Here is a 26,480-nt window from a genome sequence, read left to right as displayed (position 1 = left end):
TGCTCACTCGGTGAGGTTGGGCAGTATACTGCGCAACGTTGGCCGCATTGTGCGGCCTCCTTTTTATAGTGCGCAAGGTCATGACGTCGCAGAACAGCTCCCCCACTCCCTTTCGTTTCTCTCGTTTCAGCAAAGCCGAGTGCGTGCTGGTACTGATCACCATGATCTGGGGCGGCACCTTTTTGCTGGTTCAGCATGCGATGACGGTCAGCGGGCCGATGTTTTTTGTCGGTCTGCGTTTTGCGGCGGCGGCTTGTATCGTTGCGCTGTTCTCATGGCGGCATTTGCGCGAACTGACCCTGTTTGAACTCAAGGCCGGCGCGTTCATCGGCGTGGCGATCATGCTTGGTTACGGCCTGCAGACTGTCGGACTGCAAACGATCCCGAGCAGTCAGTCGGCGTTCATCACCGCGTTGTACGTGCCGTTCGTGCCATTGTTGCAATGGCTGGTGCTGGGACGGCGACCGGGGTTGATGCCGAGCATCGGGATCATGCTGGCGTTTACCGGTTTGATGCTGCTGTCGGGGCCGTCGGGGGCGTCGCTGAATTTCAGCCCGGGTGAAATTGCCACGTTGATCAGCGCCATCGCGATTGCCGCCGAGATCATCCTGATCAGTACCTATGCCGGCCAAGTAGATGTGCGCCGGGTCACCGTGGTGCAACTGGCCACAACATCGGTGTTGTCGTTCCTGCTGGTAGTGCCGACGGGCGAAATAATCCCGGATTTTTCCTGGACGCTGCTGGTGACGGCGCTGGGCCTGGGCGCTGCGAGTGCGGCGATTCAGGTGGCAATGAACTGGGCGCAGAAAAGCGTTTCGCCGACCCGAGCGACGTTGATCTATGCCGGTGAGCCGGTGTGGGCCGGGATCGTCGGGCGGATTGCCGGCGAGCGGTTGCCGGCAATTGCGCTGCTGGGGGCCGGATTGATTGTGGCGGCGGTGATTGTCAGTGAGCTGAAGACCAAGGGTAAGGTTGCAGAAGCCGAAGCTGAGCTGGAGCGGGAAGCACAGGGGTAAAGCTTCGAAGCCTTCATAAGCTGAATTATTGCTATCGCGAGCAGGCTCACTCCTACAGGGGAACGCATTCCAAATGTAGGCCTTCGCCTGCTCGCGATGAGGCCAATCCAAGCAACATCGATCTACCTGAAACAATGCCAAACATAAATATTCAGACTACTTTGTAGGATTCTGAGACATCCTGGCGTTTGGTGATCGGGGAGCTGGCACGTATGATGCTTCACAAACTTCCGCAGATTAGAAGCCTATGTCCCTGATAGTTCTACTGCTTCTGCCATTCATTGGCAGCTGTCTGGCAGCGGTGCTGCCACACAACGCGCGTAATACCGAATCCCTGTTGGCAGGTCTGGTCGCTTTGATCGGCACCGTCCAGGTTGCGTTGTTGTACCCGCAAATTGCCCATGGCGGCGTGATCCGCGAAGAGTTCATGTGGCTGCCAAGCCTCGGCCTGAACTTCGTTTTGCGCATGGACGGCTTCGCCTGGCTGTTCTCGATGCTGGTACTCGGCATCGGCACACTCGTTTCTTTATATGCGCGTTATTACATGTCGCCGGACGATCCGGTGCCGCGCTTTTTCGCGTTTTTCCTGGCGTTCATGGGCGCCATGCTCGGCCTGGTGATCTCCGGCAATCTGATCCAGATCGTGTTCTTCTGGGAGCTGACCAGCCTCTTCTCCTTCTTGCTGATCGGCTATTGGCACCACCGCGCCGACGCGCGTCGCGGCGCTTACATGGCGCTGATGGTCACCGGTGCGGGCGGGTTATGCCTGCTGGCGGGGGTCATGATTCTCGGCCATGTCGTCGGCAGCTATGACCTCGACAAGGTCCTGGCCGCCGGCGACATGATTCGCGCACATGCCCTCTACCCTATCCTGTTACCCCTCATCCTCATCGGCGCACTGAGCAAAAGTGCCCAATTCCCGTTTCACTTCTGGCTGCCCCACGCCATGGCGGCGCCCACGCCAGTCTCTGCGTATCTGCACTCGGCCACCATGGTCAAGGCCGGTGTATTCCTGCTCGCGCGTCTGTGGCCGTCGCTGTCCGGCAGTGAAGAGTGGTTCTACATCGTCAGCGGAGCCGGCGCGTGTACGCTGTTGCTCGGCGCGTACTGCGCGATGTTCCAGAACGATCTCAAAGGTCTGCTCGCTTACTCGACCATCAGCCATCTAGGCCTGATTACCCTGCTGCTCGGCCTGAACAGTCCGCTGGCGGCAGTGGCAGCGGTGTTCCACATCCTCAACCACGCCACGTTCAAGGCCTCGCTGTTCATGGCGGCGGGCATCATCGACCACGAAAGCGGCACCCGTGACATCCGCAAACTCAGCGGCCTGATCAAGCTGATTCCGTTTACCGCGACACTGGCCATGGTTGCCAGCGCCTCGATGGCGGGCGTGCCATTGCTCAACGGTTTCCTCTCGAAAGAGATGTTCTTCGCCGAAACCGTGTTCATCAATGCCACCGCGTGGGTCGAAGCGGCGTTGCCGATTGTCGCGACCATTGCCGGTACATTCAGCGTCGCCTACTCCCTGCGCTTCACCGTCGATGTGTTCTTCGGCCCGCCGGCCACCGACCTGCCGCACACCCCGCACGAACCGCCGCGCTGGATGCGTGCGCCGGTCGAGCTGCTGGTGTTTACCTGCTTGCTGGTGGGGATTTTCCCGGCGCAGATCGTCGGCCCGTTGCTCGCGGCGGCAGCGCTACCAGTTGTCGGTGGCGTACTGCCGGAATATAGCCTGGCAATCTGGCACGGCCTCAACGCGCCAATGATCATGAGCCTGATCGCCATGTCCGGCGGTATTGCCGTCTATCTGCTGCTGCGCAATCAGCTCAAGCGCGGCCGTTTCAAATACCCGCCACTGATCGGCCGTTTCAACGGCAAGCGCCTGTTCGAGCGCAGTCTGGTGGTGATGATGCGCATGGCCCGCCGCGTGGAGCGGCGACTCGGCACCCGACGCCTGCAAATGCAATTGTTCCTGATGGTATTGGCGGCGGTGCTCGCCGGCCTGATCCCGATGCTGCACAGCACGCTGAGCTGGGGCGACCGGCCGAAGATCCCCGGCTCGATCGTCTTCGTGACCCTGTGGCTGCTGGCGATTGCCTGTGCCCTCGGCGCTGCCTGGCAAGCCAAGTATCACCGACTCGCGGCTCTGACCATGGTCAGCGTTTGTGGCCTGATGACCTGCGTGACCTTCGTCTGGTTCTCCGCGCCCGATCTTGCCCTGACGCAACTGGCGGTTGAAGTGGTGACCACTGTGCTGATCCTGCTCGGCCTGCGCTGGTTGCCACGCCGTATCGAAGAAGTCTCGCCCCTGCCAAGCAGTCTGCGCAAGGCACGCATTCGTCGTCTGCGCGACCTGCTGCTGTCGATTGCCGTTGGCGCCGGCATGGCCCTGCTGTCCTACGCCATGCTCACGCGGCAGACACCGAATGACATCTCCTCGTTCTACCTCAGCCGTGCCCTGCCCGAGGGCGGCGGCAGTAATGTGGTCAACGTGATGCTGGTGGACTTCCGTGGCTTCGACACCCTCGGTGAGATCACCGTGCTGGTTGCCGTGGCACTGACCGTGTTCGCCCTGCTGCGACGCTTCCGCCCGCCGAAAGAAAGCCTGCAACTGCCAGCCCAGCAACGCTTGCTCGCGCCGGACGTGGTCACCGACCTGGTCAACCCGCGTTCGGCCAGCGACACCGCGCTCGGTTTCATGATGGTGCCGGCGGTGCTGGTGCGCCTGCTGCTGCCTATTGCGCTGGTGGTGTCGTTCTACCTGTTCATGCGCGGGCACAACCAGCCGGGCGGCGGTTTTGTTGCCGGTCTGGTGATGTCGGTGGCGTTCATCCTGCAATACATGGTCGCCGGCACGCAGTGGGTCGAGGCGCAAATGAGCCTGCGGCCGTTGCGCTGGATGGGCACCGGATTGCTGTTCGCCACCGCCACCGGCCTCGGCGCGATGCTGGTCGGCTATCCGTTCCTGACCACGCATACCTGGCATTTCAGCTTGCCGCTGCTCGGTGACATCCATATCGCCAGCGCACTGTTCTTCGACATTGGTGTGTACGGCGTGGTGGTCGGCTCGACGCTGTTGATCCTCACCGCCCTCGCCCACCAATCGGTGCGGGGTCACAAGACCGCATCGCTGCCCAAGTCCGTCGCCAGCAAAGGAGCCGTCTGATGGAAGAAGTCATCGCAATCGCCATCGGCATCCTCGCCGCGTCAGGCGTCTGGCTGATCCTGCGGCCACGAACCTTTCAGGTGGTCATGGGCCTGTGTCTGTTGTCGTATGCGGTCAACCTGTTCATTTTCAGCATGGGCAGCCTGTTCATCGGCAAGGAGCCGGTGATCAAGGAAGGCGTCACCCAGGACTTGCTGCATTACACCGATCCGCTGCCACAGGCACTGGTACTCACGGCGATCGTCATCAGTTTCGCCATGACCGCGCTGTTTCTCGTCGTTCTGCTCGCTTCACGCGGCCTGACCGGCACCGACCACGTCGACGGCCGGGAGCCTAAAGAATGATGGCGATGACTCACCTGATCGCCGCACCGATCCTGCTGCCGCTGCTGACCGCCGCCATCATGCTGATGCTCGGCGAACGGCACCGGCCGCTGAAGGCGAAAATCAACCTGTTCTCCAGCCTCGTCGGTCTGTTCATTTCGGTGATGCTGCTGCAATGGACGCAAACCACCGGCGTGCCCGGCTCCATCGGCGTGTACTTGCCGGGTAACTGGCAAGCGCCGTTCGGCATCGTGCTGGTGGTCGATCGCCTGTCGGCGCTGATGCTGGTGCTGACCGGGATCATCGGCGTCAGCGCCCTGCTGTTTGCGATGGCGCGTTGGGACGGCGCCGGCTCGAGCTTCCATGCGCTGTTCCAGATTCAGTTGATGGGTCTGTATGGCGCGTTCCTGACCGCGGATCTGTTCAACCTGTTCGTGTTTTTCGAAGTGCTGCTCGCCGCGTCTTATGGCCTGTTGCTGCACGGCTCCGGCCGAGCGCGAGTGTCTTCGGGGCTGCATTACATCTCGATCAACCTGCTCGCCTCGTCGCTGTTCCTGATTGGCGCCGCGCTGATCTATGGCGTAACCGGTACGCTGAACATGGCCGATCTGGCGCTGAAGATTCCGCTGGTGCCGGAAGCCGACAGAGGCTTGCTGCACGCCGGTGCGGGAATTCTCGCGGTGGCGTTTCTGGCCAAGGCCGGCATGTGGCCGCTGAACTTCTGGCTCGTCCCTGCCTATTCTTCGGCCAGCGCGCCGGTGGCGGCAATGTTCGCGATCATGACCAAGGTTGGCGTCTACACCTTGTTGCGCCTGTGGACGCTTCTGTTCTCCGGGCAAGCCGGAGCGTCTGCGTTCTTTGGCGGCGACTGGCTGATCTACGGCGGCATGGCAACCATGGCCTGCGCGGCGCTGGCAATTCTCGCCGCGCAACGCTTGGAGCGCATGGCCAGCCTGAGCATTCTGGTGTCGGCCGGCATCCTGCTGTCGGCGATCGGTTTCGCTCAGCCGAACCTGATCGGCGCGGCGCTGTTCTATGTGGTCAGCTCCACTCTGGCGTTGAGCGCGTTGTTCCTGCTGGCCGAGTTGATCGAACGCTCGCGTTCGGCCAACGAGATCCCGCTGGAGGATGAAAGCGAGCTGCTGCCGCGACCACAGGAATCCCTGCAACCGCCCAAAGGCATCAACCTCGACGACGAACAGAAAGCCGTGGTCGGTCAGGTCATCCCGTGGACCATGGCGTTTCTCGGTCTGAGCTTCATAGCCTGTGCCCTGCTGATCATCGGCATGCCACCGCTGTCCGGTTTTATCGGCAAGCTCAGCTTGATCGGCGCACTCCTCAATCCACTGGGCCTGGGCACTGGCGCGCCGATTTCCAACGCAGCCTGGGCGCTGCTGGCGCTGCTGATCCTGTCCGGCCTTGCCTCGCTGATGGCATTCTCGCGCCTCGGCATCCAGCGCTTCTGGACACCCGAAGAGCGTCCTTCGCCGCTGCTGCGCAAACTCGAATGCGCGCCGATTTTCCTGTTGCTGGGGCTGAGCATCGTCCTGACCTTCAAGGCTGAACCCCTGTTGCGTTACACCCAGGCCACCGCCGAGGCGTTGCACAACCCGCAACAGTACGTGATGGCGGTGCTCGGCACCCGTGCCGTACCGAGTCCGGAAGCGAAAGCCGCGATGCTGGAGGTGCAGCCATGAGGCGCGTGTTTCCTGCACCGTTATTGTCGTTGGCACTTTGTGCCTTGTGGCTGACGCTAAACCTGTCGATCAGCCCGGGAAATCTGCTGCTCGGCGCAATACTGGGATTTGCTGCCCCCCTGATGATGCGCAAGCTGCGCCCGAAACAAGCGCGTATTCGCCAACCGGGGACGATTCTGCGCCTGCTCGTGATCGTAGGTCGTGACGTGGTGCTGTCCAACCTGATCGTCGCATGGGGCGTGCTTAATGCCGGCCGCCGCCCTCCGCGCTCAGGCTTTGTCAAAGTGCCGTTGGACCTGCGCGATGCTCACGGTCTGGCGACGTTGGCGATGATCTGCACGGTGGTGCCCGGCACGGTCTGGTCGGAACTGGCGCTGGATCGCAGCGTGCTGTTGCTGCATGTTTGGGATCTGGATGACGAAGCGCAGTTCATCGAGCACTTCAAGAGCACCTACGAGCGGCCGCTCATGGAGATTTTCGAATGAGCCCATTATTGTCGAACGCGATTCTGCTGACGCTGTTCCTGTTTTCGCTGGCGATGGTGTTGACGCTGGTTCGTCTGTTCAAAGGGCCCTCGGCGCAGGATCGGGTACTGGCGCTGGACTACTTGTACATCGTTGCGATGCTGATGATGCTGACGCTGGGCATCCGTTATTCCAGTGACACTTACTTCGAGGCGGCGCTGCTGATCGCGCTGTTCGGCTTCGTTGGCTCGTTTGCCTTGGCGAAATTCCTGCTGCGTGGCGAGGTGATCGAATGAATGCTGAATTGTCTTTGTGGATTGAAATCCCGGTGGCGATCCTGCTGGTGCTCAGTGGCGTTTTTGCGCTGTTCGGTGCGATCGGGTTATTGCGCATGAAGGATTATTTCCAGCGCATGCACCCGCCGGCACTGGCTTCAACACTGGGTGCGTGGTGTGTGGCGCTGGCGTCGATTATCTGTTTTTCGGCGCTGAAATCCGGGCCGGTCATACACGCCTGGCTGATTCCGATTTTACTGGCGATCACCGTGCCGGTGACTACGCTGCTGCTGGCGCGGGCGGCGTTGTTCCGCAAGCGCATGGCAGGGGATGATGTGCCGGCCGAGGTCAGTAGCCGACGCACCGAGAGTGGTAGCTGAAGTTTTGTATTGTCTGCAATGACGTTATCGCGAGCAGGCTCACTCCTACATTTGGAATGCGCTCCCCTGTAGGAGTGAGCCTGCTCGCGATAGCAATCTCCAGATCACCTCAAATATCAAACCCAAGCCACCGCCAACAACCCCGCCCCCAACACCGCACACAACGGCGAATACACCCACGTATCCAGTCGCGCAAACCGTGAATCCTTCACTTCCTTGAAGAACCCGACCAGATTCGAATCACCGATCGCCCGGGCAAACAACAACAATGCAATCGCACTGATCACCCATTGCAGCGCCTTGTGCGTCACAGCCGGCATGCCCCAGCCCACCCGCATGCACACCAGCACAGCAATCACCAATAACGCCGCCGCCACGATCAGCGTGAGCCAGCCCGAAGGTTTGAAGGCCGGCCGCACCGTTGCGACAAATCCGCGCACCGGCACCTGCGGCACCACCACCGCCGCCGCCCATTGCCCGCCCAGCGCCCAATACACATGCATCAGGCTGATCACTGTAAAAACCGTCACCAGCCATTGAGCCAACACAAAGGTCATGGTTGAAATCCTTGAAAGGGATTTGAACAAATCATCCTAGCCGCATTTTTTTCAAGTGCACGACCGATCAGCGGTACGGTAAAGTGCCGCCCCATGAAATTCTCCCGTTCCGATCGCTCATTGCTGGCCTGGATGCTCTATTGCTGCGTCCTGTTCAACGTGTTCGCCTGCAGCATCGGTCACGGACAAATGGTCGGTTTGCAGCTGAACGGTATCGGCGGTCAGTTCTGTACGGTCGACCCGGCCACGCAGGCCCCGCTCGCCAGCAATCCCACCGAAGAGCAACTGCCGACGCTGTCCAAGGCGTTTGCCTGTCCACTGTGCTCCGTTGGCGGCGGCATGGGCCCGGCGTTCAATTCCAGCCTGACCTTGGCCATCCTGCCGGAGCAACACAGCCCACCGCTGGCAACGATTGTCAGCGCCGACCTGCCTGCCCGCTTCACCTGGCCTACAGCCAACCCTCGCGCCCCGCCGCTCGCCTGAGTGTTTCTGCGTTTTTGATTTGTCAGCCCACTGCGCCAATGCGCGGCGTTTGCCTGTGCGCTGACTCCTAGACAAGCATTCAGGATTCAATGATGAAACAACTCACTTTGCTGGCGAGCCTGTGCGGCTGCCTGTCCGTCAACGCCTGGGCACAAGCCACCGTCGATCTGGCCCCCATCACCATCAACGGCGAGTCCGGCACAGAACCCGGTCTGAGCCTCGACCAGTCCAGCGGCATGGCCTCGCGGCTTGGTCTGAGCGTGCGCGACACACCGGCCTCGGTCGCCATCGCCGACCGCAACGACATCGAACGCCATGGCGCGCAAAACTTCCAGGACGCCGCCAATACCCTGCCCGGGGTCAACGCCAGTGCGCCGCCGGGTTTTGGCGGTTTCGTTTCCTATCGCGGCTTCACCAGCAGCCAGATCACTCAGATGTTCAACGGCATCAATGTCACAGGCGGCCTCGCACGTCCTGTTGATTCGTGGATCTACGACCGTGTGGAATTGGTCGGCGGCCCGTCATCGCTGATCAATGGCGCAGGCTCCGTCGGCGGTTCGCTGAACTACGTAACCAAACTCGCCACCCGCGATGAACAGGCAATTGAAGGCCGGGTCAGCTACGGCACCTACGACACCACCGAAACCGCGTTTGGCCTCAACCATGCCCTGACCGAGCCGGGCGCCGATGTGCAGCACTACGCGCGCCTCGACGTCAGTCACAACACCAGCAACGGTTACATCGACCGTCAGGAACGCGATGCCTGGAGCGTGGCGTTCTCGCTGCTCAGCGATCTCACGCCGGACTTGTCGCACACCCTGGCGCTGGAGTATCAGGACGAACACGAGGACAGCCCGTATTGGGGTACACCCGTGCTCAACCCCAAGGCAGGTGAGCTGAAGATCGATAAACACAATCGCTTCAACAATTACAACGTCGAGGACGGTCGTTACGAACAACGGACGATCTGGGTACGCTCGATCATCGACTACCGGATCAACGACAGCACCACCTTGCGCAACACGCTTTATCACCTCGACAGTCAGCGCGACTACCGCAACCTCGAGACCTATCAGTACAACGCCGACAACAGCGCGGTGAACCGCTCAACCGCGTATCAGGTGCGGCATCAGGGCGAACAGAACGGCAACCAGTTCGAACTGCGCCACGACAACACGATGTTCGGTCTCGATACGACGTGGTCGGGTGGCTTCGAATACAAGGTCAACCAGACCACCAACTCGCCGCTGAACGTCAAAGGTGCCAGCACGGTAGACCCAAACAATTATCGCCCGGGGCATTTCTACGACATTCCCGGCACCAACCCCAAATTGATCAGCGACAAAACCAACGAGGTCACCACCAAGGCATTGTTCGTGGAAAACCGTTTGGCGTTGACCGACAAACTGTCGCTGCTCACCGGTCTGCGCTATGACGACATTGACCTCGACGTGACCAACCATCGCACCGTGACCACCGCCAACCCCAAGCACCTCAAGCGCAGCTGGGAGCCAGTCACCGGCCGCGCCGGCCTGACGTACCAATTCATCCCCTCTGCCAACGTTTACGTGCAATACAGCACCGCCGCCGAGCAACCGAATGGCACGCAGGACTTCGACGTTTCGACCGGCAAGCAATGGGAGATGGGTAGCAAATTCGATTATCTGAATGGCCGCGGCTCGGCGACGATTGCCGCTTACACCATCGAGCGAAAAGACTTCGCCGTGACTGATCCGCTGGATCCGGCCAGCAGCATTCCAGTCGGCCAGCAGACCTCGAAAGGCTTAGAGATCGCCAGTTCGCTGCGGATCACCGACAAGCTATTGGCCGAAGGCAACTTCGCTTGGGTCGATGCGCAGTACGACGACTTCACCGAGAAAAATGCTGCCGGCGTGGTGGTGTCACGCAAGGGCAATACGCCGACCAACGTACCGGATCGAGTCGGCAATCTGTGGCTGACTTATGATTTTTCGCCGCAATGGCAAGGTGGGGTGGATGCGCGGTATGTGGCATCGGTGTTTGCTGACACTGCCAACACCATGACGGTGCCGTCCTACACGTTGTTCGGCAGTTTCCTCAGCTACAAGGTCGACGCACACACCACCGTGACCGGGCGGGTGCGCAATCTGACCAATGAGGTGTATGCCGAGTTTGCGCATGTTTCGCCGGCGTATTACCTGGGCACACCGCGCACCTTCGAACTGGCGGTGCAGATGAAGTTTTAAAAGCATCGCGAGCAGGCTCACTCCTACAGGGGAATGCATTCCAAATGTAGGAGTGAGCCTGCTCGCGATGAGGCCATCAGCCTCAACCCTTTACTTCAAATCAGCCGAAACCTTCTCCGCCACATCCTTCGGCAACCAGGCCTGCCACACGTCCGGGTAGGCCTTCATAAATGCCACGGCCGCCTCCCGTGGCGCCGAGTGCTTCTCGCTCATGTCCGCCAACGCCTTGTTCAACGGTTCGATCGGAAAATCCACCTTGCTGAAGAACTCGGCAATCTGCGGATATTGCTTCTGAAACGGCGTTGACACGCCAATCGACAGCTTGGACGCCAGCGACCGGGTCGGTTTCGGATTGGGATTATCGGCGTCGGTCAGGGTTTTCCACGCCTCGGCATCGAACGGCGGCTCTTGCAGTTGCACCAGTTTGAATTTGCCGAGCAATGGCGTCGGCGACCAGTAGTAGAACAGCACCGGTTTACCACGACGGATCGAAGAGCTGATCTCGGCGTCCAGCGCAGCCCCCGAACCGCTGCGGAAATTGGTGAAGTCATCCTGCAAGCCGTAAGCCGTCAGCTTCTGCTTGTTGACCACTTCCGACGTCCAGCCGATCGGGCTGTTGAGGAAACGCCCCTTGCTTGGATTTTCGGGATCCTTGAACACATCCTTGTATTTTTTCAGGTCACTGACACTGCGCAGGTCCGGTGCCAGTGGCTTGATGCCCTTGGCGGGATCGCCCTTGATCACGTATTCCGGCACCCACCAGCCCTCGGTGGCGCCCTTGACCGTATCGCCCAGGCTGACCACTTTGCCTTCAGCCTCGGCCTTGACCCACACCGGACTGCGCCCTGCCCATTCCTCGCCGATGACCTGAATGTCATTGTTCGCCAGGGCGGTTTCCAGAGTGATGGTAGTGCCCGGCAGCGTGTCGGTCGGCAGCCCGTAGCCCTTCTCGACGATGATCCGCAGGACATCGGTGATCAGGCTGCCGCTTTCCCAGTTCAGGTCGGCAAAATGAATCGGCGCTTGTGCCGCCATCACCGATTGCGCTGACGTCAGCAATCCGAGTGTGACCACGCTGGCGGCCATTAACCGTCGAAATCCGTTCATGCATTGCACCTCGTGCTGTTCACAGCAATGGCAGGATGGCCTGACAGAAGACCGCAAGCCTCTGAATACTCAGTCAACTGACTGTAGCCGAGGTTCCTGCTTTTTCAGGTGCCTGCGCGTGACGAGGTTATGTTTCAGATTTTTCCTGCAAGCTTTGTAGCTCGCGTCTGACCATGCTGGCGTATGCCGCGGGACGCAACGTGTAGATCTGCGAGGCGACCCAACTCAGCCACGCGCCTTGCATTTCGGCCTTCGCCGCGAACAGGCGCCGGGCTTGCGCACGCGCGGTATCGAGGTTTTGCGAATGGAAATCGGCGCGGCTCAATGCTGCGCTCACTCGCTGGCCTTGAAGGTCACCAGTTCGCCCTTGCGCCACTTGGCGGCTTTGGCGGTGACGGCTTTCAGCGTTTTGGTCAGGCCTTCCTGCAGTTGTTCATTGGCGGCGAACACCGTTACGACGCTGTGCCCTTCCTTGAACAGAATCGCCTGACCATCGGCCGTCGAGACAAAAGCGTAGTCGCCCAGGCCATAGACCGTCAGTTTGATTTCGCGAAATCGGATATCCATCTTGCCGCCTTCACGGCTGGGCAGGACCGAGGCACTGAAATGATCGCCGACCTTGAGCTTGAGCCCGGGCTTGTCATCTACGACCAAAGCGCTTTCGGTATCGATTTCGGCAACGTAAATGCCTTCGGCGTTTTGCTCGGTGATGTAAACAAAACGCGATTGAAACTGCTTGACCAGCTTTGCACGCAAATCACCCAGCACGAACAAAGCATGCATATCGAGGTTACTGACTGCCAAAGAAACATCCCCACATCTGAAAAAACCGTACGCGGAAAACGCGCACGGCAAAAAAACGGCCAGGCCGATGGAACTGCCGGTGACTCAAATGAAAAGCTCGAACCGAGCAGACTGCTCAATCATCGCGAGGTTCGCAAGACTACTGGAATGTCACCCGCGAAACTTGCCTCGATGTCGCCAAAACTCGAAGGAAAATTCCTTACTTGTGCACAGAGAATGCTGACTACGAACTTTAGGGAAAATTCTCACGAAAAAAAGCTCTTTTCCGACATATCGCTCGTGAAAAATTGCTTTAGATAAGCGCTGTCGTCAACAGGTACTGGCGATTCTAGAGCAGCGATGCTCATTACGACTACCCGAAACGGCCTGTAAATACCGGCCGCCTCATGAAAAGGACTTCATATGTGCACTCTGACTCACTTCGCCCTGCCCGCTGACGCCCGCGTAAAGTCTCCCCTCGTCCTGCACGTGAACGGGATGGCCGAACTGTCCAGCGCCGGGCAATACGCCCATACCCCACGCTTTCAGGTAATCCCTGCCGGCAACGCCTTCTTTCACATCAGGGAAAAATCGACGGGACTTGTAAGAGGTTTCCGCGAGGATCATAACGAAGCCTGCGCCCTCGCTCGCTCGCTTGAATCACAAATCGAACTCCGCGCCAGCGACTGCCTCAGATAAAGAGAGTGATCATCTGCGCCATAGGGCGCTCAATAAGGAGCACACGATGGAACTGCCTGCATACGGCTTGAAAACCCTGTTTGATCAACTGGGACTGCCTTCGGAAGACAGCGCAATCGACGACTTCATCGAAGCACATCCGCTGGCTGCCGAGACCAAACTGATCGATGCCGACTTCTGGACGCCGCAACAGGCGCAATTGCTCAAGGAGTGGCTGCGCGCCGACGGCGAGGAAGCCGTGATGGTCGATGAACTGAACGTGCGTCTGCACCGCGGCAAGTAAACCGGATCAGTGCAGGCTGTCGCCCGGCTCGGCTTGCAGTTGCGCGAGCCAGGCAGCCTTGCACTCCTCGGCTTCGTCGCGACTGGCGAATGCGGTTCCGCACCGCTCGCCATCAAGCAGCACGACCCAACAGACACTTTGACCCAATGCGCGCAGACCGGCGGGCACGCCACTGCCGATCATCACCGCGACATCGACTCTTGATTGCATGCTGACCTCCTGAATTCATTAGCTACCTAACTATCTAGGCAGATTAATGCTTTCTGTCGAAAGAAAACAGCAACCCTCGTGCACAGATTCATTGCACCTTCAGTAACAATCGATCAGCGCGGACTTTCCGGTTTGTAGCCCAAGCGCAATCCGCCCCAGTGGCGCCCCTTGACCAGGATTGGTACCGACAGGTCGTGCATCAGCTCGCCGGTATCACGGGTATAGGTCTGCAACAGCACTGGTTGTTGATGACTGCCGCAGCGAATGCCGGTGCGGTCGGCAAACTTGCGTTTGGTGCGATTGTTGACCGCGTCGACCTGCGCATCACCGGTCAATGGCTGACTGAACAGTTGATTGTGCGTCGGTACATAACCCTGCTGCGTGCAGGCGATCGCGAACACCAGGCCCTCATGGCGCGGTAGCAACGGTTCCTGAATCGCCGGCAGCACCTGGTCGGTATAGCGGTCAAAACGGGTTTGATACTTCGCTGGCTGGGTATTCGCAATCGGCTGGTACTGACGATCGAACAGATCCTCCAGGCTGACCCGTCCCTGCTCGACATCCGCTTCGAAGCGCGCCGCAATCTGGTTCGCGCCTTCACGCGCGAGGTCGTAGATACGCTGGTGATAGTCATCGAGACCGACCTCGGCGAGGCGCTCGCTGATGGTCTCCGCCTGCCCTTCCATCTGCACCGCTGCGTCAGCGAGGCGCCGGGTCTGTTGATCGCTGATCGCCAGATCGCTGCGCATCTGCTCCACGGCCTTGAACAAGCTGTCGAGCTGTTCACGGTTGGTTTGTGCACCTCGGGCGATCTCGCCGACCTGGCTTTCCACGCCGGCCGCCAGTCGGGCGATGTTGTCCAGGTGCTGGCCGGTGTGCTCGACCTGCTCGACGCCGGTGTGCAAATCGCTCGACAGCTGGCGAATCTGCTCGACCACTTGCGCCGTACGTTGCTGAATGTCGGCCACCATCTCGCCGACCTCGCCCGTCGCCGATGCCGTGCGCGCCGCCAGACCACGCACCTCGTCCGCCACCACAGCGAAACCACGGCCATGCTCGCCGGCCCGCGCCGCTTCGATCGCCGCGTTCAGCGCCAACAGATTGGTCTGGCTGGCAATCGACTGAATCACCAGCGTCACGCGTTGAATGTCATCGCTGCGCACGCTCAAGGCTTCGATCAGTTCACGGCTGGCGTTGGCGCGCTGACTGAGTTGTTGCATCCGCAGGATCGAATCGGCCAGTTCGGTACGCCCCGCCGCACTGCTGTGATGCGCTTCGCTGGCGGCCTCCAGCGCTTCTCGGCTGAGCTGCGACGTGGCCTGCTCAGTGGCAATCATCACCTCGGCGTTGCTGACGATCCGTGCCGCCGCATCGAGTTGCGATTCGAGTTTGCTCGCCAGTTCCTTGACCGAAAACGCCACACCGGCCGCCGACAACGCGTTATGGCTGGTGGTATAGGAAAGGTCACGGGTCAATTCGGACATGGCGTTGCCAGTGTCGACAGGCGCGGCATCGGTGACAGTACGGGAACGCAGGCGCGGCAGCCAGATGACCAGCATTGCCAACGGCATGCCTAGGTAAAGCGACCACTCACCCAGTGTCATGCCGGCGAGCAACAGCATCAGGGCGATGCTTTGCAACGTCGGTGCGAGCCAGCGGTTTTTCGGTAAAAACACTGGTGCAGGCAAAGCCGCAACCAGAGATCCATCTCTCGTCATATCAACACCCCACGCTTGTTCTCATTGTTGTGACTGCATTAAACGCCACTACAACGCCATTATCCATGGTCCGTTAGTCGTGGGGCTGTGGCAGGTCAATGAACCGCGTGGAATATCGCAGGCGAAAAAAAGCAAAGATCGCAGCCCCGACAACCCTCTGTAGGGGCTGCCGAAGGCTGCGATCTTTTCCAGGCGCCCCTGATTAAAAGGGCACCTCACAGAATCAGGCCTGACGCTGGTGCTTGTCGATCTGCTCGTGACGCTCTTGAGCTTCGATGCAGTATTTGGTGGTCGGGCTGATCAGCAGACGCTTCAGGCCAATGGCCTCGCCGCTGTCGTCGCACCAGCCAAAGCTGTCTTCCTTGATGCGCTCAAGGGCTTGTTCCAGTTGCGGCAGCATGCGCTGGTCGCGATCGATCGCGTTGACCAGCCAGGTGCGCTCTTCTTCGACCGAAGCCGCGTCCGCCGGGTCGGCCGGAGTGTCCAGGCTCTCGATGGCGATACGGTTTTGCTCAATGCGCTCGTGGGTTTCGACTTTCATGTTCTGCAACAGCTCAGTGAAGAAAGCGTGTTGCTCGGAATTCATGTAGTCATCTGCCGGCATGGCCAGCAACTTGTCCTTTGTCATTGATATCTCTATAAAAAAACGTGCATTAAGGCGAATTAGGGAGCGTTTCGGCGATCCGCGTGCGGTCATCGAAAAGGCATCGTTTATTGCAAATGCCACCCGGCACTCAATTTACGAGGGGCGGCAGTCTAAGGCCGACTTGAGGCCTCAGCAACTGTAAATACTGGGAATTTGTCCGACAACGCCCGGAAACTGCTCTGACACAAGCTTCACAGCGGTCATCGGAGTGCGTTTATAGCAAGAAATTCAGTCAAGCGGCTGTATATAGAAGACAAACGGCTGCGCCACGCGGGCAGGCGTGGCGCATTTTGCGGTTTGCTTCGGTATCAGCGCTTGAGTTTGCGCTTGTTGCGGTACTGGTCGATGACCACGGCCACAACAATAATCAATCCTTTGATAATGTCCTGAATATACGCATCCACCCCGACAAAGGTAAAGCCACTGGCCATGACCCCGAGGATCAATGCCCCGATCACGGTGCCGGTAATGCGCCCTACGCCCCCCGCCAGACTGGTGCCGCCGATGACCGCTGCGGCAATCGCATCCAGTTCATACGACATGCCCATTCCCGCCTGCCCGGTGGCGGCACGCGCCGAGGCAACCACGCCAGCCAGGCCTGCGAGCAACCCGGCAATACTGTAGACGATCACCAGATGGCGCTTGACGTTGATCCCCGAAGTCCGCGCCGCCTGCATGTTGCCGCCGATGGCGTAAGTGTATTTGCCGTACTTGGTGTAACGCAGGGCGATGTGGAAGATCACCGCCACCACCAGAAAGATGATCACCGGCATCGCGCCATGACCAATCGCTGTGTAGGAGTCGGACAACATGCTCACCGGCTGACCTTCAGTGTAATACCGCGCCAGCCCGCGAGCCGAGACCATCATGCCGAGGGTCGCAATGAACGGCGGGATGCCGGTGATGGCAATGATGCTGCCGTTGATCGCGCCCGCCAGCAAGCCGACACCGAGCCCGGCGATCACTGGAATCCACACCGGCAAGTCCGTCAGCGACGGAAACACCGCCCGGGCGAAGTCCGAGGTCTGCGCCAGGCTGGCGGCGATCATGGCTGACAGCGCCAACACTGAACCCGAGGACAAGTCGATGCCCGTGGTGATGATCACCTGCGTCACGCCAATGGCCAGCAAGCCAATGATCGACACCTGCAGGATCATCAGCACCAGGCGCTGCGAGTTCATCAGGAAACTCTGGTCGCGGACGATCCAGCCGAACACCTCAAAAACCAGACCGATGCCGATCAGCACCAAAAAAATGCTCAGTTCAGTCGGAAAGCGCCGACGACTCTTGGTCGGCACCGTCGCTGGCTTGTTTTCCAGTATCGCGTTCATAACCATCCACCTTCAAAATAAAAAACCGCCATCAGGTCACAACGGCTGTCAGTGATGCAGCGCCATGCCCGAAGCCAACTGCATCACCCGCTCCTGAGTCGCTTCGCTGCGGTCGAGGGTGCCCATCAGATCGCCTTCGTGCATGACCATCACGCGGTCGCTCATGCCGAGTACTTCGGGCAACTCCGAGGAAATCATGATCACCGCCATGCCTTCGCTGGCCAGCAGCGAGATCAGTCGGTAGATTTCGGCCTTCGCGCCGACATCGATGCCTCGGGTCGGCTCATCGAGAATCAGGATGCGCGGATTGGTCATCAGCCAGCGCGCGAGCAAGGCTTTCTGCTGATTGCCCCCGGACAAGGTATCGATGCATTGCTCCAGTGACGGGGTCTTCACCCGCAGCTTCTTGCACATGTCTTCGCACAGCGCGCGCAGGGCTTTCTGTTGGATAAAACCGTGGCCGGCGTAATGTGGCAGCACCGCCATTTCCATGTTTTCCAGGACCGAAAGGCACGGAAACAAACCGCTGAGCTTGCGATCCTCGGTCAACAGCGCGAAGCCCTTCTCGATTGCCATGTGCGGATCGGTGATGCGCACCACCTCGCCATCGAGGCGAATCTCGCCGCCGTCGCTTGGGGTAATCCCGAACACCGCTTCAGCCACGTTGGTGCGGCCGGAGCCCATCAGTCCGGCAATGCCAAGGATTTCGCCGGCATGCAGATCAAACGAGACACCTTGGAAAACTCCGTCGAGCTTGAGCTCGCGCACCGACAGCAACAGGTCGCCGATCGGCTTCTCGCGCACCGGGAACAACTGGCTCAGCTCACGGCCAACCATCATTGAAATCAGACTATCGCCATCCATGCTGTCAGCGCGTTGCAGGCCGATGTATTGGCCATCGCGAAACACCGCCACTTCATCGGCGATAGCGAACACTTCGTTCATTTTGTGAGTGATGTAGATGATGCCTTTGCCCTGCCGCTTGAGGTCGGCAATGATCGAAAACAGGTGCGCGACTTCCTTGTCGGTGATAGCCGAGGTCGGCTCATCCATGATCAGGATGTCGGAGTCGTAGGACACCGCCTTGGCGATCTCGACCATCTGTCGCTCGGCGATGCTCAGGTTGCCGACCTGCTCTTCCGGATCGAGGTTGATGCGCAGGCGCTCGAGCAATTGCGCGGTGCAGCGATGCATCTCGCGATGATCGATCATGTGCAGGCCATTGAGCTGCTCGCGACCGATCCAGATGTTCTCGGCGATGCTCATGTGCGGCATCAGGTTGAGTTCCTGGTGGATCATCGCGATCCCCGCCTGCAGCGCCGCCAGCGGTGTTTCGAACACCACCGGTTTGCCGCGCAGACGCAGTTCGCCGGCGTCGGGCTGGTAGATGCCGGCGATGATTTTCATCAGCGTCGATTTGCCTGCGCCGTTCTCGCCCATCAGTGCCAGCACCGACCCAGGACGCACGCGAAGTTGCACATTGGACAAGGCCACCACACCGGGAAAACCCTTGCTGATGTCGCTGATTTCCAGCAGGTACGGCTCATCGACGAGAGTTGTTGCTGGCGGGATGCCCGCCAACGGGAGGGTGCTCGAAGCAGTCGCTGAAGCGAACATGATCAGGTACTCCATCAGCAAGGTCGCCGCAGCCACCTTGCGTGTTTATTGTTGTTATTGAACCGACGGACTATTTGAAGGTGTCGACGTTTTCCGGAGTGATCAGGCGATACGGCACCCAGACGTTCTGCTCCACCGCTTCGTTTTTCGCCATTTTCACGGCAGTGTCGATGGAACCGTCAGCCTGGCCTTTGGCGTCCTGGAACACCGAAACGGCCATGCTGCCTTTCTTGATGGCGTTCAAACCGTCGGGCGTACCGTCGACACCGGCGATCAGCACGCTGCCCTTGTCCACCCCGGCCTGCTGCAGGGCCATGGCGGCGCCAATGGCCATTTCGTCGTTGTTGGAGACCACCGCGTCGAACTTGCGGCCCTGGGTCAGCCAGTCATTGACCAGCGTCATGCCTTTATCGCGCAGCCAGATACCGGTCTGTTCCTGCTCAACCTTGATCTGCGGATATTTCGCCAGTACCTCTTTCACGCCCTTGGTGCGATTGGTCGTGGAGTTGTTGGCGAGGTCACCCAGCAGGATGACGATTTCGCCCTTGCCGCCCATTTTGTCGGCGAGGTACTGCATCTGCATTTCGCCGGCTTCAAGATCGTTGGAGGCAACCGTGACCACGCCCTTGGGCAGCTTCAGATCATCGGGACGGCGGTTGACGTAGACCAGCGGGATGCCTGCCTTCACGGCGGCTTCGGTGATTTTGCGGGTCGCTGCGGTATCCACCGGATTGACGACAATGGCATCGACTTTCTGACTGATGAAGCTTTCGACCTGGCTCAACTGCTTGACCACGTCGCTGCGCGCGTCTTCGAATTGCAGCTTGACGCCATCGGGGTAGGACTTGGCCTTGCTGTCCATGGATTCGCGCAGGTACGTCAGCCAGGTGTCATCGAACTGCGACATGCTTACGCCGATGCGCATGTCGGCCAATGCCACGCCGCTGGCGAACATCAGGGACAGGGCCAGTGCGGTGAAACGGATCGGGGTCTTCATGAAAGGTCTTTCTCCACATTCTTGTTGGTTTTATGGATGAGGCGGGACGATTTCAGTGAACGGGCAAACGGACGATCGGGGCGCCGGGGATGCAGCAGACCAGGGCGCCGTTGCGCTCGACGCAGAGCAGGCGAACGAAGAAATGCAACGAGGCGCGAGGCAGATCGCGAAAGAGGTGGAGCGCGAGGCGTGAAACAGGCGAAGCAGCGTTAAAGGTTTTCATCGACGGTACCTGGCTTTTGTTTCTTGTTTTTGGTTCGCCCTGCCCTCGTTCAAGCCTGGCTTGAGCGAGGCTGGACGTTGATAGTCGGCAACCTGGAAACGACATTATTGGAAATTTAATTCCAATTCAACTCATTTTAGAATTTTATTCTAAATTTGCTCCAGGCGCTCCGAACGCCTGCAAATCGACCACTTGGCCACGCTCGGCACTCAGCCGTGCCGCGTCCAGAACACGGGTGGTTGCCAGTGCATCACGCGCCTCCACGGGCAATGGGCCGCCGCTGTGTAACGCGGTTTGTAGCTGCAGATAGAACTGATTCCAGCAGCCGCGCTCCGATGGCACTCGCTCGCGAATCTCGCCCTGTTCGAACCAGCCCCACCGGCGATGCTCCTCGACACCCCAGCGTTCGCCCGCCGATCTCGGCGAAAGCCCGGCCAACGCCTGAGCCTCCTGACCGTCGAGGCCATCGACGCTGTAGCAACCCTGCGTGCCGGTGACGCGAAAGCGCGGGCCGGGGCTGTTTTGCAGGCAACTGCCGCCCAAGTGCGAGATCACCCCGCTGGCGTGGGTCAGCGAGACGAAGAAACCGCTGTCGTAGGCCTGCTCTTTTTCCAGGTGATCCAGCTCGCCGTACACCCGGCTGACCGGGCCGAACAGCAGCAGCGCCTGATCCACCAGGTGACTGCCGAGATCGCGCAGAAAACCTCCGCCGCTGCCGTTGTTCACCGATGGCGGCGAGTAGCGTTCGACCCGCGACTCGAAGCGGGTGACCTGCCCCAACGCACCGGATTCGATGAGTTTGCGCACCGTAAGGAAATCGGAATCCCAGCGACGGTTCTGATAAACGCTGAGCCGCACACCCTGGCGCTCGGCCATGGTGATCAAGGTCTGCGCCTGTTGCGCATCGGCGGCGAAAGGTTTGTCGCTGACTACCATCACCCCGTGCTCAAGGCCATCGAGTACCAGCGCCGGCCGGCCCTTGAGCGGCGTGGAAATCACCAGCACATCCACGCCCGCCTCGACCAGTTGGCCAATGCTGTCGAAGGCTGGCACGCCGGGATACTCAGTGGCGAGCAACTGCTGGCGTTCGGCAGAGCGCGTGACCACACCGACAAAGGTCGCACCGGGCAGACTGCTGAGCAGCGGTGCATGAAAAAAGCGACCGCCATGGCCGTAACCGACAAGTCCGATACGCATGATTCGACTCCTTCTTATTGTTATGGATCGAAACGAACCCTGTGTAGGAGCTGCCGAAGGCTGCGATCTGTTGATCTTGCTTTTGATTCTTAAAAATCAACGTCAAAAGATCGCAGCCTTCGGCAGCTCCTACACCGGGATAGGTGCGGCCTCAGCGGCAAAGTTCGCTTTTAACCCGCTCCAGCATCATCCGGTTGGATTCGTCCGGCCGGTCTTCCCAGGCGAACACCGAGACTGTGGCGATGCCGTCGAACTTGATCTCGCGCAACGTGCCGAAAAAAGCTGCCCAGTCGACTTCGCCCTGACCGATGTCCAGATGCTGGTGCACGGTGGCGGTGACGCCCGGCGGATTGACGATGTAGCGCAATCCCGACGAGGCCTTGTGGTTGTAGGTGTCGGCGATGATCAGGTGGCTGAGTTTCGAACCCGCGTACTTGAGCATCGAGGCAATGTCACCGACGCCGTCGTCATAGAAAAACGTGTGTGGCGCGGCATAGAGGTAGTTGATCCAGTCGCAGTCCAGCCCGCGAATGATGTCCACCGACTCGTTGTTACGCTCACAGAAGTCATACGGATGCGCCTGGATATCCAGTTTGATGCCCTCGCGTTCGAACTCGGGGATCAACTCGTCCATTGAACGCATGAACTGGTTTTCGCACACCAGCGGGTTATCCGATTGACCGGTGAATTCCGTGTTGACCAGCTCGCAATCCATCGCCACGGCAATCTGAATCGCGCGTTTCCAGTTGCGCACGGCGGCCACGCGCAAGCCTTCGTCGGCGGCAGCCCAGTGGTACATCGGTAATAACGAAGAGAGTTTGACCCCGGTGTCGCTCAGGGCTTTGCGAAACTCCTTGATGCGCGCCTTGTCGACACGCGGCGCCTTGTAGAACGGCAGAAAATCTTCCCGGGGGGACAGCTCGATGTGTTCGTAACCGAGCTCGGCGACCTTGTCGACCATCTTGCCCAAGGACAGATTGCGGTACATGTAAGGATCCAGTGCGATGCGCATTACTTCCTCCTTCACACAATCCCTGTGGGAGCGGGCTTGCTCGCGAATGCGATGGCACATCCAACACTAATGCCGACTGACACACCGCTTTCGCGAGCAAGCCCGCTCCCACGATTAGATTGGGGTTATCCGTAGAAACGTGGCCGTTCTGGCAGGGTGACTTTGACGATCTGCCCGTTGTTTTGCGCTTCGATGCACGCATCCGCCGCGACCGCTGCGGCGAAGCCATCCCACGCCGACGGGCCACCGACCTGCCCGGCGCGCACGCTGTCGATGAAGGCCTGCAACTCAACGTCGTAGGCGCCAATGAAGCGATCCTTCCAGTCCATCAGAATCGCGTTCGACAGCTTCGCGCCGCTGCGCATTTGCACCTGTTGCGGCTCGGGCAGCCTGGCGATGCCGGTTTCGCCCACCACCTCGCACTGAATGTCGTAGCCGTACTGGCAATTAACGAAAACTTCGACGTCGATACGCGTGCCCTTGGCGGTTTCCAGCAGGACGATTTGCGGGTCTTTCAAATGCGCCAGTGCTTTACTCGATTTGCGCGGGAACACCACTTGCACCGACACGTAATCGTCGTCGAGCAACCAGCGCAGCACATCCAGTTCGTGGATCAACGTGTCGGTGATCGCCATGTCGGTCTTGTAGTTTTCGCCCACGCTCGGGTTACGGTGCGCGCAGTGCAGCATCAGTGGTTCACCGATCTGGCCGCTGTCGATCACCGCTTTGAGCGCGCGATAGCCTTCATCGTACGGCCGCATGAAACCGACCTGCACCAGACGCTTGCCGTGGGCGACCTCGGCTTCGACGATCTTGCGGCAGCCGGCGGCAGTCACCGCCAGCGGCTTCTCGCAAAACACCGGTTTGCCGGCGGCAATCGCTGCCAGCACAAACTCTTCGTGACTCGGCCCCCAGGACGTGACGAGGATCGCCTCGACCTCTGGCGCCCTGATCAGCGCATGGCCGTCGGGATAGACCTCGGCGGTCAGTTTCAGATCGGCAACGACTTTCGCCGCTTGCTGCAAATTGATGTCGGTGACAGCGACGACCTGACTGTTGAGCAAAGTCTGGCTGCAACGACGGATGTGATCCTGGCCGATGGCCCCGGTACCGATAACGCCAATCTTCAAAGTCATGGACACTCTCCTGCGAAATTATTCCTGGATTCAGGGGCAATCAGTACTGACGGGCCTTGGCCAGTCGTTCATTGAGGGTCTTGGCCACCGCATCGGTGCGCGCACTGGTCGACACCTGCGCCACACCGACCCGCCACCACGACAGGTATTTGTGGATCATCGTCTTCGGCAGCACCTTGATATCGATCAGCGTCGACACCGTCTGCAAGCGCGCATCGGCCAGCGCCGCTTGCAGCTCTTCGACGCTATTGACCTTGTAGGTCTTGCAGCCGTAAGCCGCCGCGCTCATGGCGAAATCCACCGGCACAAAACCACCGTCGAGCTTGCCGGTCTCGGGATTGCGGAAACGGAACTCGGTGCCGAAGCTGTCCATGCCGTGTTCCATTTGCAGGTTGTTGATGCAACCGAAAGTCATGTTGTCCAGCAGCACGACGTTGATCTTGCGCCGCTCCTGAATCGAGGTCGCCAGCTCCGAGTGCAGCATCATGTAGGAGCCGTCACCGACCAGTGCGTAGACCTCGCGTTCAGGTTCGGCGAGCTTCACGCCCAGCGCGGCGTTGACTTCGTAACCCATGCAGGAATAGCCGTATTCGACGTGATAGGTGTTGACGCCCTTGCTGCGCCAACTGCGCTGCAAATCGCCGGGCAGGCTGCCGGCGGCGGCAACGATCACGGCGTCGTCGGCCAGAGTCTCATTGAGTACGCCGAGCACGCGGCTTTGGGTCAGGCACGACCCGGTCAGCTCGATAAATTCACGCAAGACCGCCGGATCCATGTGGTCGTTGATTTCCGGGACGAAATCCTTGGCCTGGTAGTCGACCTGATAAATCCGATCGACCTCCTCATCCAGTTGCGCCTTGGCCTGACGCGGTTGCTCGCCCCAGCTCGAACGGTATTCACCCAGTGCTTGCGACAACGCCTGCATGCCGTTTTTGGCGTCGGCAAGCAACTGCACACCGTCGAGTTTCAGCGCATCGCAGGGGCTGATATTGAGGTTGAGAAACTTCACCTCCGGATGCTGAAACAACGACTTCGACGCCGTGGTGAAATCGCTGTAACGGGTGCCGATACCAATGATCAGATCGGCCTCTCTGGCCAGCAGATTCGCCGCCAGACAGCCGGTTTCACCGATGCCGCCAACGTTCAGCGGATGGCTGGAGACCACCGCACTCTTGCCGGCCTGGGTTTCTGCAAAAGGAATGTCGAAGCGTTCGGCAAACGCCTGCAACGCCGCATTGGCCCCGGAGTAACGCACTCCGCCGCCACAGATGATCAACGGTTTGCGCTTGCCTTTGAACAGCGCCAGCGCATCGCCGAGCATCGCTTCGGTGGCCGGACGACGCTCGATGCGATGCACGCGTTTTTGCAGGAAATAATCAGGGTAGTCGTAGGCTTCGGCTTGCACGTCTTGCGGCAAGGCCAGCGTCACCGCGCCGGTTTCGGCAGGATCGGTGAGCACGCGCATGGCGTGGATCGCCGCCGTCATCAACTGCTCGGGGCGGTTGATGCGGTCCCAGTATTTGCTCACGGCTTTGAAGGCATCGTTGGTGCTGATGCTCAAGTCGTGGAACTGCTCGATCTGTTGCAGCACCGGGTCGGGTTGTCGGCAGGCGTAGACATCGCCGGGCAACAACAGCAAGGGGATACGGTTGGCAGTGGCCGTGGCGGCAGCGGTAATCATGTTGGCCGCACCGGGGCCGACCGAAGAGGAACAGGCGTAGATCTTGCGACGCAGGTGCTGCTTGGCGAAACCGATGGCGGCATGCGCCATGCCCTGCTCGTTGCGGCCCTGATGGACGATCAAGTCACCGCTGTCCTGCTCCAGTGCCTGGCCGAGGCCCAGCACGTTGCCGTGACCAAAAATAGTGAAAATCCCGGCGACGAATTTGCTTTCTACGCCATCGACCTCGATGTACTGGTTATCGAGGAATTTCACCAGGGCCTGAGCCATGGTCAATCTTGTTGTGGTCATAACCGATCCTTCAAAAAGTACACCTCGCCCCCTGTAGGAGCTGCCGAAGGCTGCGATCTTCTGATCTTGATCTTCCAAAACAAAATCAGAAGATCGCAGCCTTCGGCAGCTCCTACAGGGGGATTTGTCAGGTCAGAGAATTTTGCAGGTGAGCCATGCTGGCGCCGATGGCTTGGCGGATATCCGTCAGGCCATGCACGCTGTCGGCGAATGGCTCGAATGACAGGTAGCCGTCGTAGCCACTGGCGAGCAGTTGCTCGATCTGCGCGGCATTCCCCAGAATGTCGCCCTCGCCCACCAGCACGCGATGACCATCACGAATGCTATTGAGCGGGGCGTCGGCCTCTTCGACGCCGGAGATATGCACCAGCCCGGTCAGCTCGGGGAAGAACTCCTGCTCCCTGGCCAAATGATGGTGGAAGGTGTCATGCACCAAGCGGAATACATCCAGGCCGCCCACAGCCTTGATCGCCTCCACTGCCGTGTATTTACGGCGCAGCGAGCACTCTTCGAAACCCAGCGGTTCGATGAAACCGAGGATGCCGTGATCGCGCAGCATCGGTGCCAGCTCAGACAACGCGGTGCGCAAACCCGCCGCGCGTTCGGCCTGGCTGCGAGCGTCGGCACGATCATTCAGTGGGCACATGACCAGGCCCTGCGCGCCGCAATCGCGGGCATACGCGGCGAGCTTCAAGGCTTGCGCGCGACGCTGGTCGTTCCACACATCAAAGGGATACAGCGCATTGATCGACAGCACGCTGATGCCTTTCGCCGCGCACAATTCACGCACTTGCTCAGGCGCAGTGCCGTCTTCGATTTCGACACCCTTGAGGTCGTTGCGAATCTCGATGGCGTCGGCTTTCAGGGTCACCGCCAGTTCAATGAATGCCGGCAGCGACAGGCGTGGGGCGACCATACGGTTCAGGGCGAAACGCAGGGGTTTGCTCATGACAGTGGTTCTCC

Annotated in this window: 27 protein-coding genes; 11 read left to right on the top strand and 16 right to left on the bottom strand. The window is 59.6% G+C overall.

The window, feature by feature from the left end; all coding sequences use genetic code 11:
* Window positions 1-80 precede the first annotated feature (80 nt).
* The 7 genes from ACIPIZ_RS06130 to ACIPIZ_RS06100 all read left to right on the top strand — a co-directional run bounded on the left by ACIPIZ_RS06130 (window position 81) and on the right by ACIPIZ_RS06100 (window position 7,321).
* The gene (locus tag ACIPIZ_RS06130) at window positions 81-1,016 is read left to right on the top strand and encodes a DMT family transporter (protein ID WP_122854213.1); all 936 of its coding nucleotides are present in this window, start codon (window positions 81-83) and stop codon (window positions 1,014-1,016) included.
* A gap of 247 nt (window positions 1,017-1,263) precedes the next feature.
* Entirely contained in the window at window positions 1,264-4,182 is a 2,919-nt protein-coding gene (locus ACIPIZ_RS06125; RefSeq protein WP_401164550.1) for a monovalent cation/H+ antiporter subunit A, read from the top strand.
* Window positions 4,182-4,526 carry a Na+/H+ antiporter subunit C gene (locus tag ACIPIZ_RS06120; RefSeq protein WP_150647313.1) on the top strand — a complete coding sequence of 115 codons (345 nt, stop codon included), beginning with the start codon at window positions 4,182-4,184 and terminating at the stop codon, window positions 4,524-4,526. The genes ACIPIZ_RS06125 and ACIPIZ_RS06120 overlap by 1 nt, the downstream gene beginning before the upstream one ends.
* A complete protein-coding gene (locus ACIPIZ_RS06115; protein ID WP_064389405.1) occupies window positions 4,523-6,202 on the top strand; it encodes a monovalent cation/H+ antiporter subunit D in 1,680 nt (559 codons plus the stop codon). The genes ACIPIZ_RS06120 and ACIPIZ_RS06115 overlap by 4 nt, the downstream gene beginning before the upstream one ends.
* Window positions 6,199-6,687, top strand: coding sequence for a Na+/H+ antiporter subunit E (locus ACIPIZ_RS06110; protein ID WP_064389404.1), 489 nt, complete (start codon window positions 6,199-6,201; stop codon window positions 6,685-6,687). The genes ACIPIZ_RS06115 and ACIPIZ_RS06110 overlap by 4 nt, the downstream gene beginning before the upstream one ends.
* Window positions 6,684-6,962 carry a K+/H+ antiporter subunit F gene (locus ACIPIZ_RS06105; protein ID WP_007910754.1) on the top strand — a complete coding sequence of 93 codons (279 nt, stop codon included), beginning with the start codon at window positions 6,684-6,686 and terminating at the stop codon, window positions 6,960-6,962. The genes ACIPIZ_RS06110 and ACIPIZ_RS06105 overlap by 4 nt, the downstream gene beginning before the upstream one ends.
* Entirely contained in the window at window positions 6,959-7,321 is a 363-nt protein-coding gene (locus ACIPIZ_RS06100; protein WP_064389403.1) for a Na+/H+ antiporter subunit G, read from the top strand. The genes ACIPIZ_RS06105 and ACIPIZ_RS06100 overlap by 4 nt, the downstream gene beginning before the upstream one ends.
* Window positions 7,322-7,437: 116 nt before the next feature.
* On the opposite strand, the gene ACIPIZ_RS06095 is transcribed toward ACIPIZ_RS06100, so the two are convergent.
* Entirely contained in the window at window positions 7,438-7,878 is a 441-nt protein-coding gene (locus tag ACIPIZ_RS06095) for a DUF3995 domain-containing protein (RefSeq protein WP_122660943.1), read from the bottom strand.
* Window positions 7,879-7,971: 93 nt separating this feature from the next.
* Between ACIPIZ_RS06095 and ACIPIZ_RS06090 the strand changes: the two genes are divergently transcribed.
* Together ACIPIZ_RS06090 and ACIPIZ_RS06085 are read left to right on the top strand one after the other, a co-directional pair.
* Window positions 7,972-8,361: a DUF2946 domain-containing protein gene (locus tag ACIPIZ_RS06090; protein ID WP_401164548.1), complete on the top strand. Its 390-nt coding sequence runs from the start codon at window positions 7,972-7,974 to the stop codon at window positions 8,359-8,361.
* Between the two features lie 92 nt (window positions 8,362-8,453).
* Window positions 8,454-10,586: a TonB-dependent receptor gene (locus tag ACIPIZ_RS06085; RefSeq protein WP_401164546.1), complete on the top strand. Its 2,133-nt coding sequence runs from the start codon at window positions 8,454-8,456 to the stop codon at window positions 10,584-10,586.
* 90 nt (window positions 10,587-10,676) lie between these two features.
* Here the strand turns inward: ACIPIZ_RS06085 and ACIPIZ_RS06080 are convergent, their stop codons facing one another.
* The 3 genes from ACIPIZ_RS06080 to ACIPIZ_RS06070 form a co-directional block, all read right to left on the bottom strand.
* Entirely contained in the window at window positions 10,677-11,693 is a 1,017-nt protein-coding gene (locus ACIPIZ_RS06080; protein ID WP_401164544.1) for an ABC transporter substrate-binding protein, read from the bottom strand.
* 127 nt (window positions 11,694-11,820) lie between these two features.
* On the bottom strand, window positions 11,821-12,018 hold the full coding sequence (locus ACIPIZ_RS06075) for a hypothetical protein (protein WP_064389398.1): 198 nt from the start codon (window positions 12,016-12,018) through the stop codon (window positions 11,821-11,823).
* A gap of 8 nt (window positions 12,019-12,026) precedes the next feature.
* Window positions 12,027-12,497, bottom strand: a complete 471-nt coding sequence (locus ACIPIZ_RS06070) for a hypothetical protein (protein WP_082355425.1) — start codon at window positions 12,495-12,497, stop codon at window positions 12,027-12,029.
* A gap of 402 nt (window positions 12,498-12,899) precedes the next feature.
* Between ACIPIZ_RS06070 and ACIPIZ_RS06065 the strand changes: the two genes are divergently transcribed.
* Together ACIPIZ_RS06065 and ACIPIZ_RS06060 are read left to right on the top strand one after the other, a co-directional pair.
* On the top strand, window positions 12,900-13,175 hold the full coding sequence (locus ACIPIZ_RS06065) for a hypothetical protein (protein WP_122660946.1): 276 nt from the start codon (window positions 12,900-12,902) through the stop codon (window positions 13,173-13,175).
* Between the two features lie 46 nt (window positions 13,176-13,221).
* Window positions 13,222-13,458 (top strand): DUF2789 family protein, encoded by a 237-nt coding sequence (locus ACIPIZ_RS06060; RefSeq protein ID WP_064389395.1) that lies wholly within the window; start codon window positions 13,222-13,224, stop codon window positions 13,456-13,458.
* Window positions 13,459-13,464: 6 nt separating this feature from the next.
* Here ACIPIZ_RS06060 and ACIPIZ_RS06055 read toward each other — a convergent pair whose 3' ends face one another.
* The 12 genes from ACIPIZ_RS06055 to ACIPIZ_RS06000 form a co-directional block, all read right to left on the bottom strand.
* Complete coding sequence (locus ACIPIZ_RS06055; RefSeq protein ID WP_064389394.1) at window positions 13,465-13,668, bottom strand: hypothetical protein; 204 nt, start codon at window positions 13,666-13,668, stop codon at window positions 13,465-13,467.
* A 113-nt stretch (window positions 13,669-13,781) separates the two neighbouring features.
* Window positions 13,782-15,005, bottom strand: a complete 1,224-nt coding sequence (locus ACIPIZ_RS06050; RefSeq protein ID WP_401164789.1) for a methyl-accepting chemotaxis protein — start codon at window positions 15,003-15,005, stop codon at window positions 13,782-13,784.
* Window positions 15,006-15,609: 604 nt separating this feature from the next.
* Window positions 15,610-16,014, bottom strand: a complete 405-nt coding sequence (locus ACIPIZ_RS06045) for a TraR/DksA family transcriptional regulator (protein ID WP_008084239.1) — start codon at window positions 16,012-16,014, stop codon at window positions 15,610-15,612.
* A 326-nt stretch (window positions 16,015-16,340) separates the two neighbouring features.
* Window positions 16,341-17,363, bottom strand: coding sequence for an ABC transporter permease (locus ACIPIZ_RS06040; protein WP_105704970.1), 1,023 nt, complete (start codon window positions 17,361-17,363; stop codon window positions 16,341-16,343).
* 48 nt (window positions 17,364-17,411) lie between these two features.
* Complete coding sequence (locus ACIPIZ_RS06035; RefSeq protein WP_105705069.1) at window positions 17,412-18,980, bottom strand: sugar ABC transporter ATP-binding protein; 1,569 nt, start codon at window positions 18,978-18,980, stop codon at window positions 17,412-17,414.
* Between the two features lie 70 nt (window positions 18,981-19,050).
* Window positions 19,051-19,977: a sugar ABC transporter substrate-binding protein gene (locus tag ACIPIZ_RS06030; protein WP_064389391.1), complete on the bottom strand. Its 927-nt coding sequence runs from the start codon at window positions 19,975-19,977 to the stop codon at window positions 19,051-19,053.
* A gap of 52 nt (window positions 19,978-20,029) precedes the next feature.
* Window positions 20,030-20,200, bottom strand: coding sequence for a hypothetical protein (locus ACIPIZ_RS06025; RefSeq protein WP_163024178.1), 171 nt, complete (start codon window positions 20,198-20,200; stop codon window positions 20,030-20,032).
* A 144-nt stretch (window positions 20,201-20,344) separates the two neighbouring features.
* Complete coding sequence (locus tag ACIPIZ_RS06020) at window positions 20,345-21,397, bottom strand: Gfo/Idh/MocA family oxidoreductase (protein WP_064389390.1); 1,053 nt, start codon at window positions 21,395-21,397, stop codon at window positions 20,345-20,347.
* A 151-nt stretch (window positions 21,398-21,548) separates the two neighbouring features.
* Entirely contained in the window at window positions 21,549-22,409 is an 861-nt protein-coding gene (locus ACIPIZ_RS06015) for a sugar phosphate isomerase/epimerase family protein (protein WP_064389389.1), read from the bottom strand.
* A gap of 125 nt (window positions 22,410-22,534) precedes the next feature.
* Window positions 22,535-23,545, bottom strand: coding sequence for a Gfo/Idh/MocA family protein (locus ACIPIZ_RS06010; protein ID WP_064389388.1), 1,011 nt, complete (start codon window positions 23,543-23,545; stop codon window positions 22,535-22,537).
* Between the two features lie 40 nt (window positions 23,546-23,585).
* Window positions 23,586-25,517, bottom strand: coding sequence for a 3D-(3,5/4)-trihydroxycyclohexane-1,2-dione acylhydrolase (decyclizing) (gene iolD / locus ACIPIZ_RS06005; protein WP_401164537.1), 1,932 nt, complete (start codon window positions 25,515-25,517; stop codon window positions 23,586-23,588).
* A gap of 127 nt (window positions 25,518-25,644) precedes the next feature.
* Entirely contained in the window at window positions 25,645-26,466 is an 822-nt protein-coding gene (locus ACIPIZ_RS06000) for a TIM barrel protein (protein WP_122854219.1), read from the bottom strand.
* Window positions 26,467-26,480 lie beyond the last annotated feature (14 nt).

This window comes from Pseudomonas sp. NPDC087690, from assembly GCF_044743175.1.
Classification (GTDB): domain Bacteria; phylum Pseudomonadota; class Gammaproteobacteria; order Pseudomonadales; family Pseudomonadaceae; genus Aquipseudomonas.
The sequence above is the reverse complement of the archived record's forward strand: the minus strand, read 5'-3'. Positions and strand labels throughout refer to the sequence as shown.

Bases quoted from the DNA above. Each gene is read 5' to 3' on its own strand.
- ACIPIZ_RS06085 (WP_401164546.1), top strand. From the start codon at position 8,454: ATGAAACAACTCACTTTGCTGGCGAGCCTGTGCGGCTGCCTGTCCGTC.
- ACIPIZ_RS06110 (WP_064389404.1), top strand. From the start codon at position 6,199: ATGAGGCGCGTGTTTCCTGCACCGTTATTGTCGTTGGCACTTTGTGCC.
- ACIPIZ_RS06020 (WP_064389390.1), bottom strand. From the start codon at position 21,397: ATGCGTATCGGACTTGTCGGTTACGGCCATGGCGGTCGCTTTTTTCAT.
- iolD (WP_401164537.1), bottom strand. From the start codon at position 25,517: ATGACCACAACAAGATTGACCATGGCTCAGGCCCTGGTGAAATTCCTC.
- ACIPIZ_RS06080 (WP_401164544.1), bottom strand. From the start codon at position 11,693: ATGAACGGATTTCGACGGTTAATGGCCGCCAGCGTGGTCACACTCGGA.
- ACIPIZ_RS06065 (WP_122660946.1), top strand. From the start codon at position 12,900: ATGTGCACTCTGACTCACTTCGCCCTGCCCGCTGACGCCCGCGTAAAG.
- ACIPIZ_RS06000 (WP_122854219.1), bottom strand. From the start codon at position 26,466: ATGAGCAAACCCCTGCGTTTCGCCCTGAACCGTATGGTCGCCCCACGC.
- ACIPIZ_RS06030 (WP_064389391.1), bottom strand. From the start codon at position 19,977: ATGAAGACCCCGATCCGTTTCACCGCACTGGCCCTGTCCCTGATGTTC.
- ACIPIZ_RS06045 (WP_008084239.1), bottom strand. From the start codon at position 16,014: ATGACAAAGGACAAGTTGCTGGCCATGCCGGCAGATGACTACATGAAT.
- ACIPIZ_RS06040 (WP_105704970.1), bottom strand. From the start codon at position 17,363: ATGAACGCGATACTGGAAAACAAGCCAGCGACGGTGCCGACCAAGAGT.
- ACIPIZ_RS06100 (WP_064389403.1), top strand. From the start codon at position 6,959: ATGAATGCTGAATTGTCTTTGTGGATTGAAATCCCGGTGGCGATCCTG.
- ACIPIZ_RS06060 (WP_064389395.1), top strand. From the start codon at position 13,222: ATGGAACTGCCTGCATACGGCTTGAAAACCCTGTTTGATCAACTGGGA.
- ACIPIZ_RS06095 (WP_122660943.1), bottom strand. From the start codon at position 7,878: ATGACCTTTGTGTTGGCTCAATGGCTGGTGACGGTTTTTACAGTGATC.
- ACIPIZ_RS06120 (WP_150647313.1), top strand. From the start codon at position 4,182: ATGGAAGAAGTCATCGCAATCGCCATCGGCATCCTCGCCGCGTCAGGC.
- ACIPIZ_RS06050 (WP_401164789.1), bottom strand. From the start codon at position 15,005: ATGATTGCCACTGAGCAGGCCACGTCGCAGCTCAGCCGAGAAGCGCTG.
- ACIPIZ_RS06130 (WP_122854213.1), top strand. From the start codon at position 81: ATGACGTCGCAGAACAGCTCCCCCACTCCCTTTCGTTTCTCTCGTTTC.
- ACIPIZ_RS06035 (WP_105705069.1), bottom strand. From the start codon at position 18,980: ATGTTCGCTTCAGCGACTGCTTCGAGCACCCTCCCGTTGGCGGGCATC.
- ACIPIZ_RS06090 (WP_401164548.1), top strand. From the start codon at position 7,972: ATGAAATTCTCCCGTTCCGATCGCTCATTGCTGGCCTGGATGCTCTAT.
- ACIPIZ_RS06015 (WP_064389389.1), bottom strand. From the start codon at position 22,409: ATGCGCATCGCACTGGATCCTTACATGTACCGCAATCTGTCCTTGGGC.
- ACIPIZ_RS06025 (WP_163024178.1), bottom strand. From the start codon at position 20,200: ATGAAAACCTTTAACGCTGCTTCGCCTGTTTCACGCCTCGCGCTCCAC.
- ACIPIZ_RS06010 (WP_064389388.1), bottom strand. From the start codon at position 23,545: ATGACTTTGAAGATTGGCGTTATCGGTACCGGGGCCATCGGCCAGGAT.
- ACIPIZ_RS06125 (WP_401164550.1), top strand. From the start codon at position 1,264: ATGTCCCTGATAGTTCTACTGCTTCTGCCATTCATTGGCAGCTGTCTG.
- ACIPIZ_RS06105 (WP_007910754.1), top strand. From the start codon at position 6,684: ATGAGCCCATTATTGTCGAACGCGATTCTGCTGACGCTGTTCCTGTTT.
- ACIPIZ_RS06115 (WP_064389405.1), top strand. From the start codon at position 4,523: ATGATGGCGATGACTCACCTGATCGCCGCACCGATCCTGCTGCCGCTG.
- ACIPIZ_RS06055 (WP_064389394.1), bottom strand. From the start codon at position 13,668: ATGCAATCAAGAGTCGATGTCGCGGTGATGATCGGCAGTGGCGTGCCC.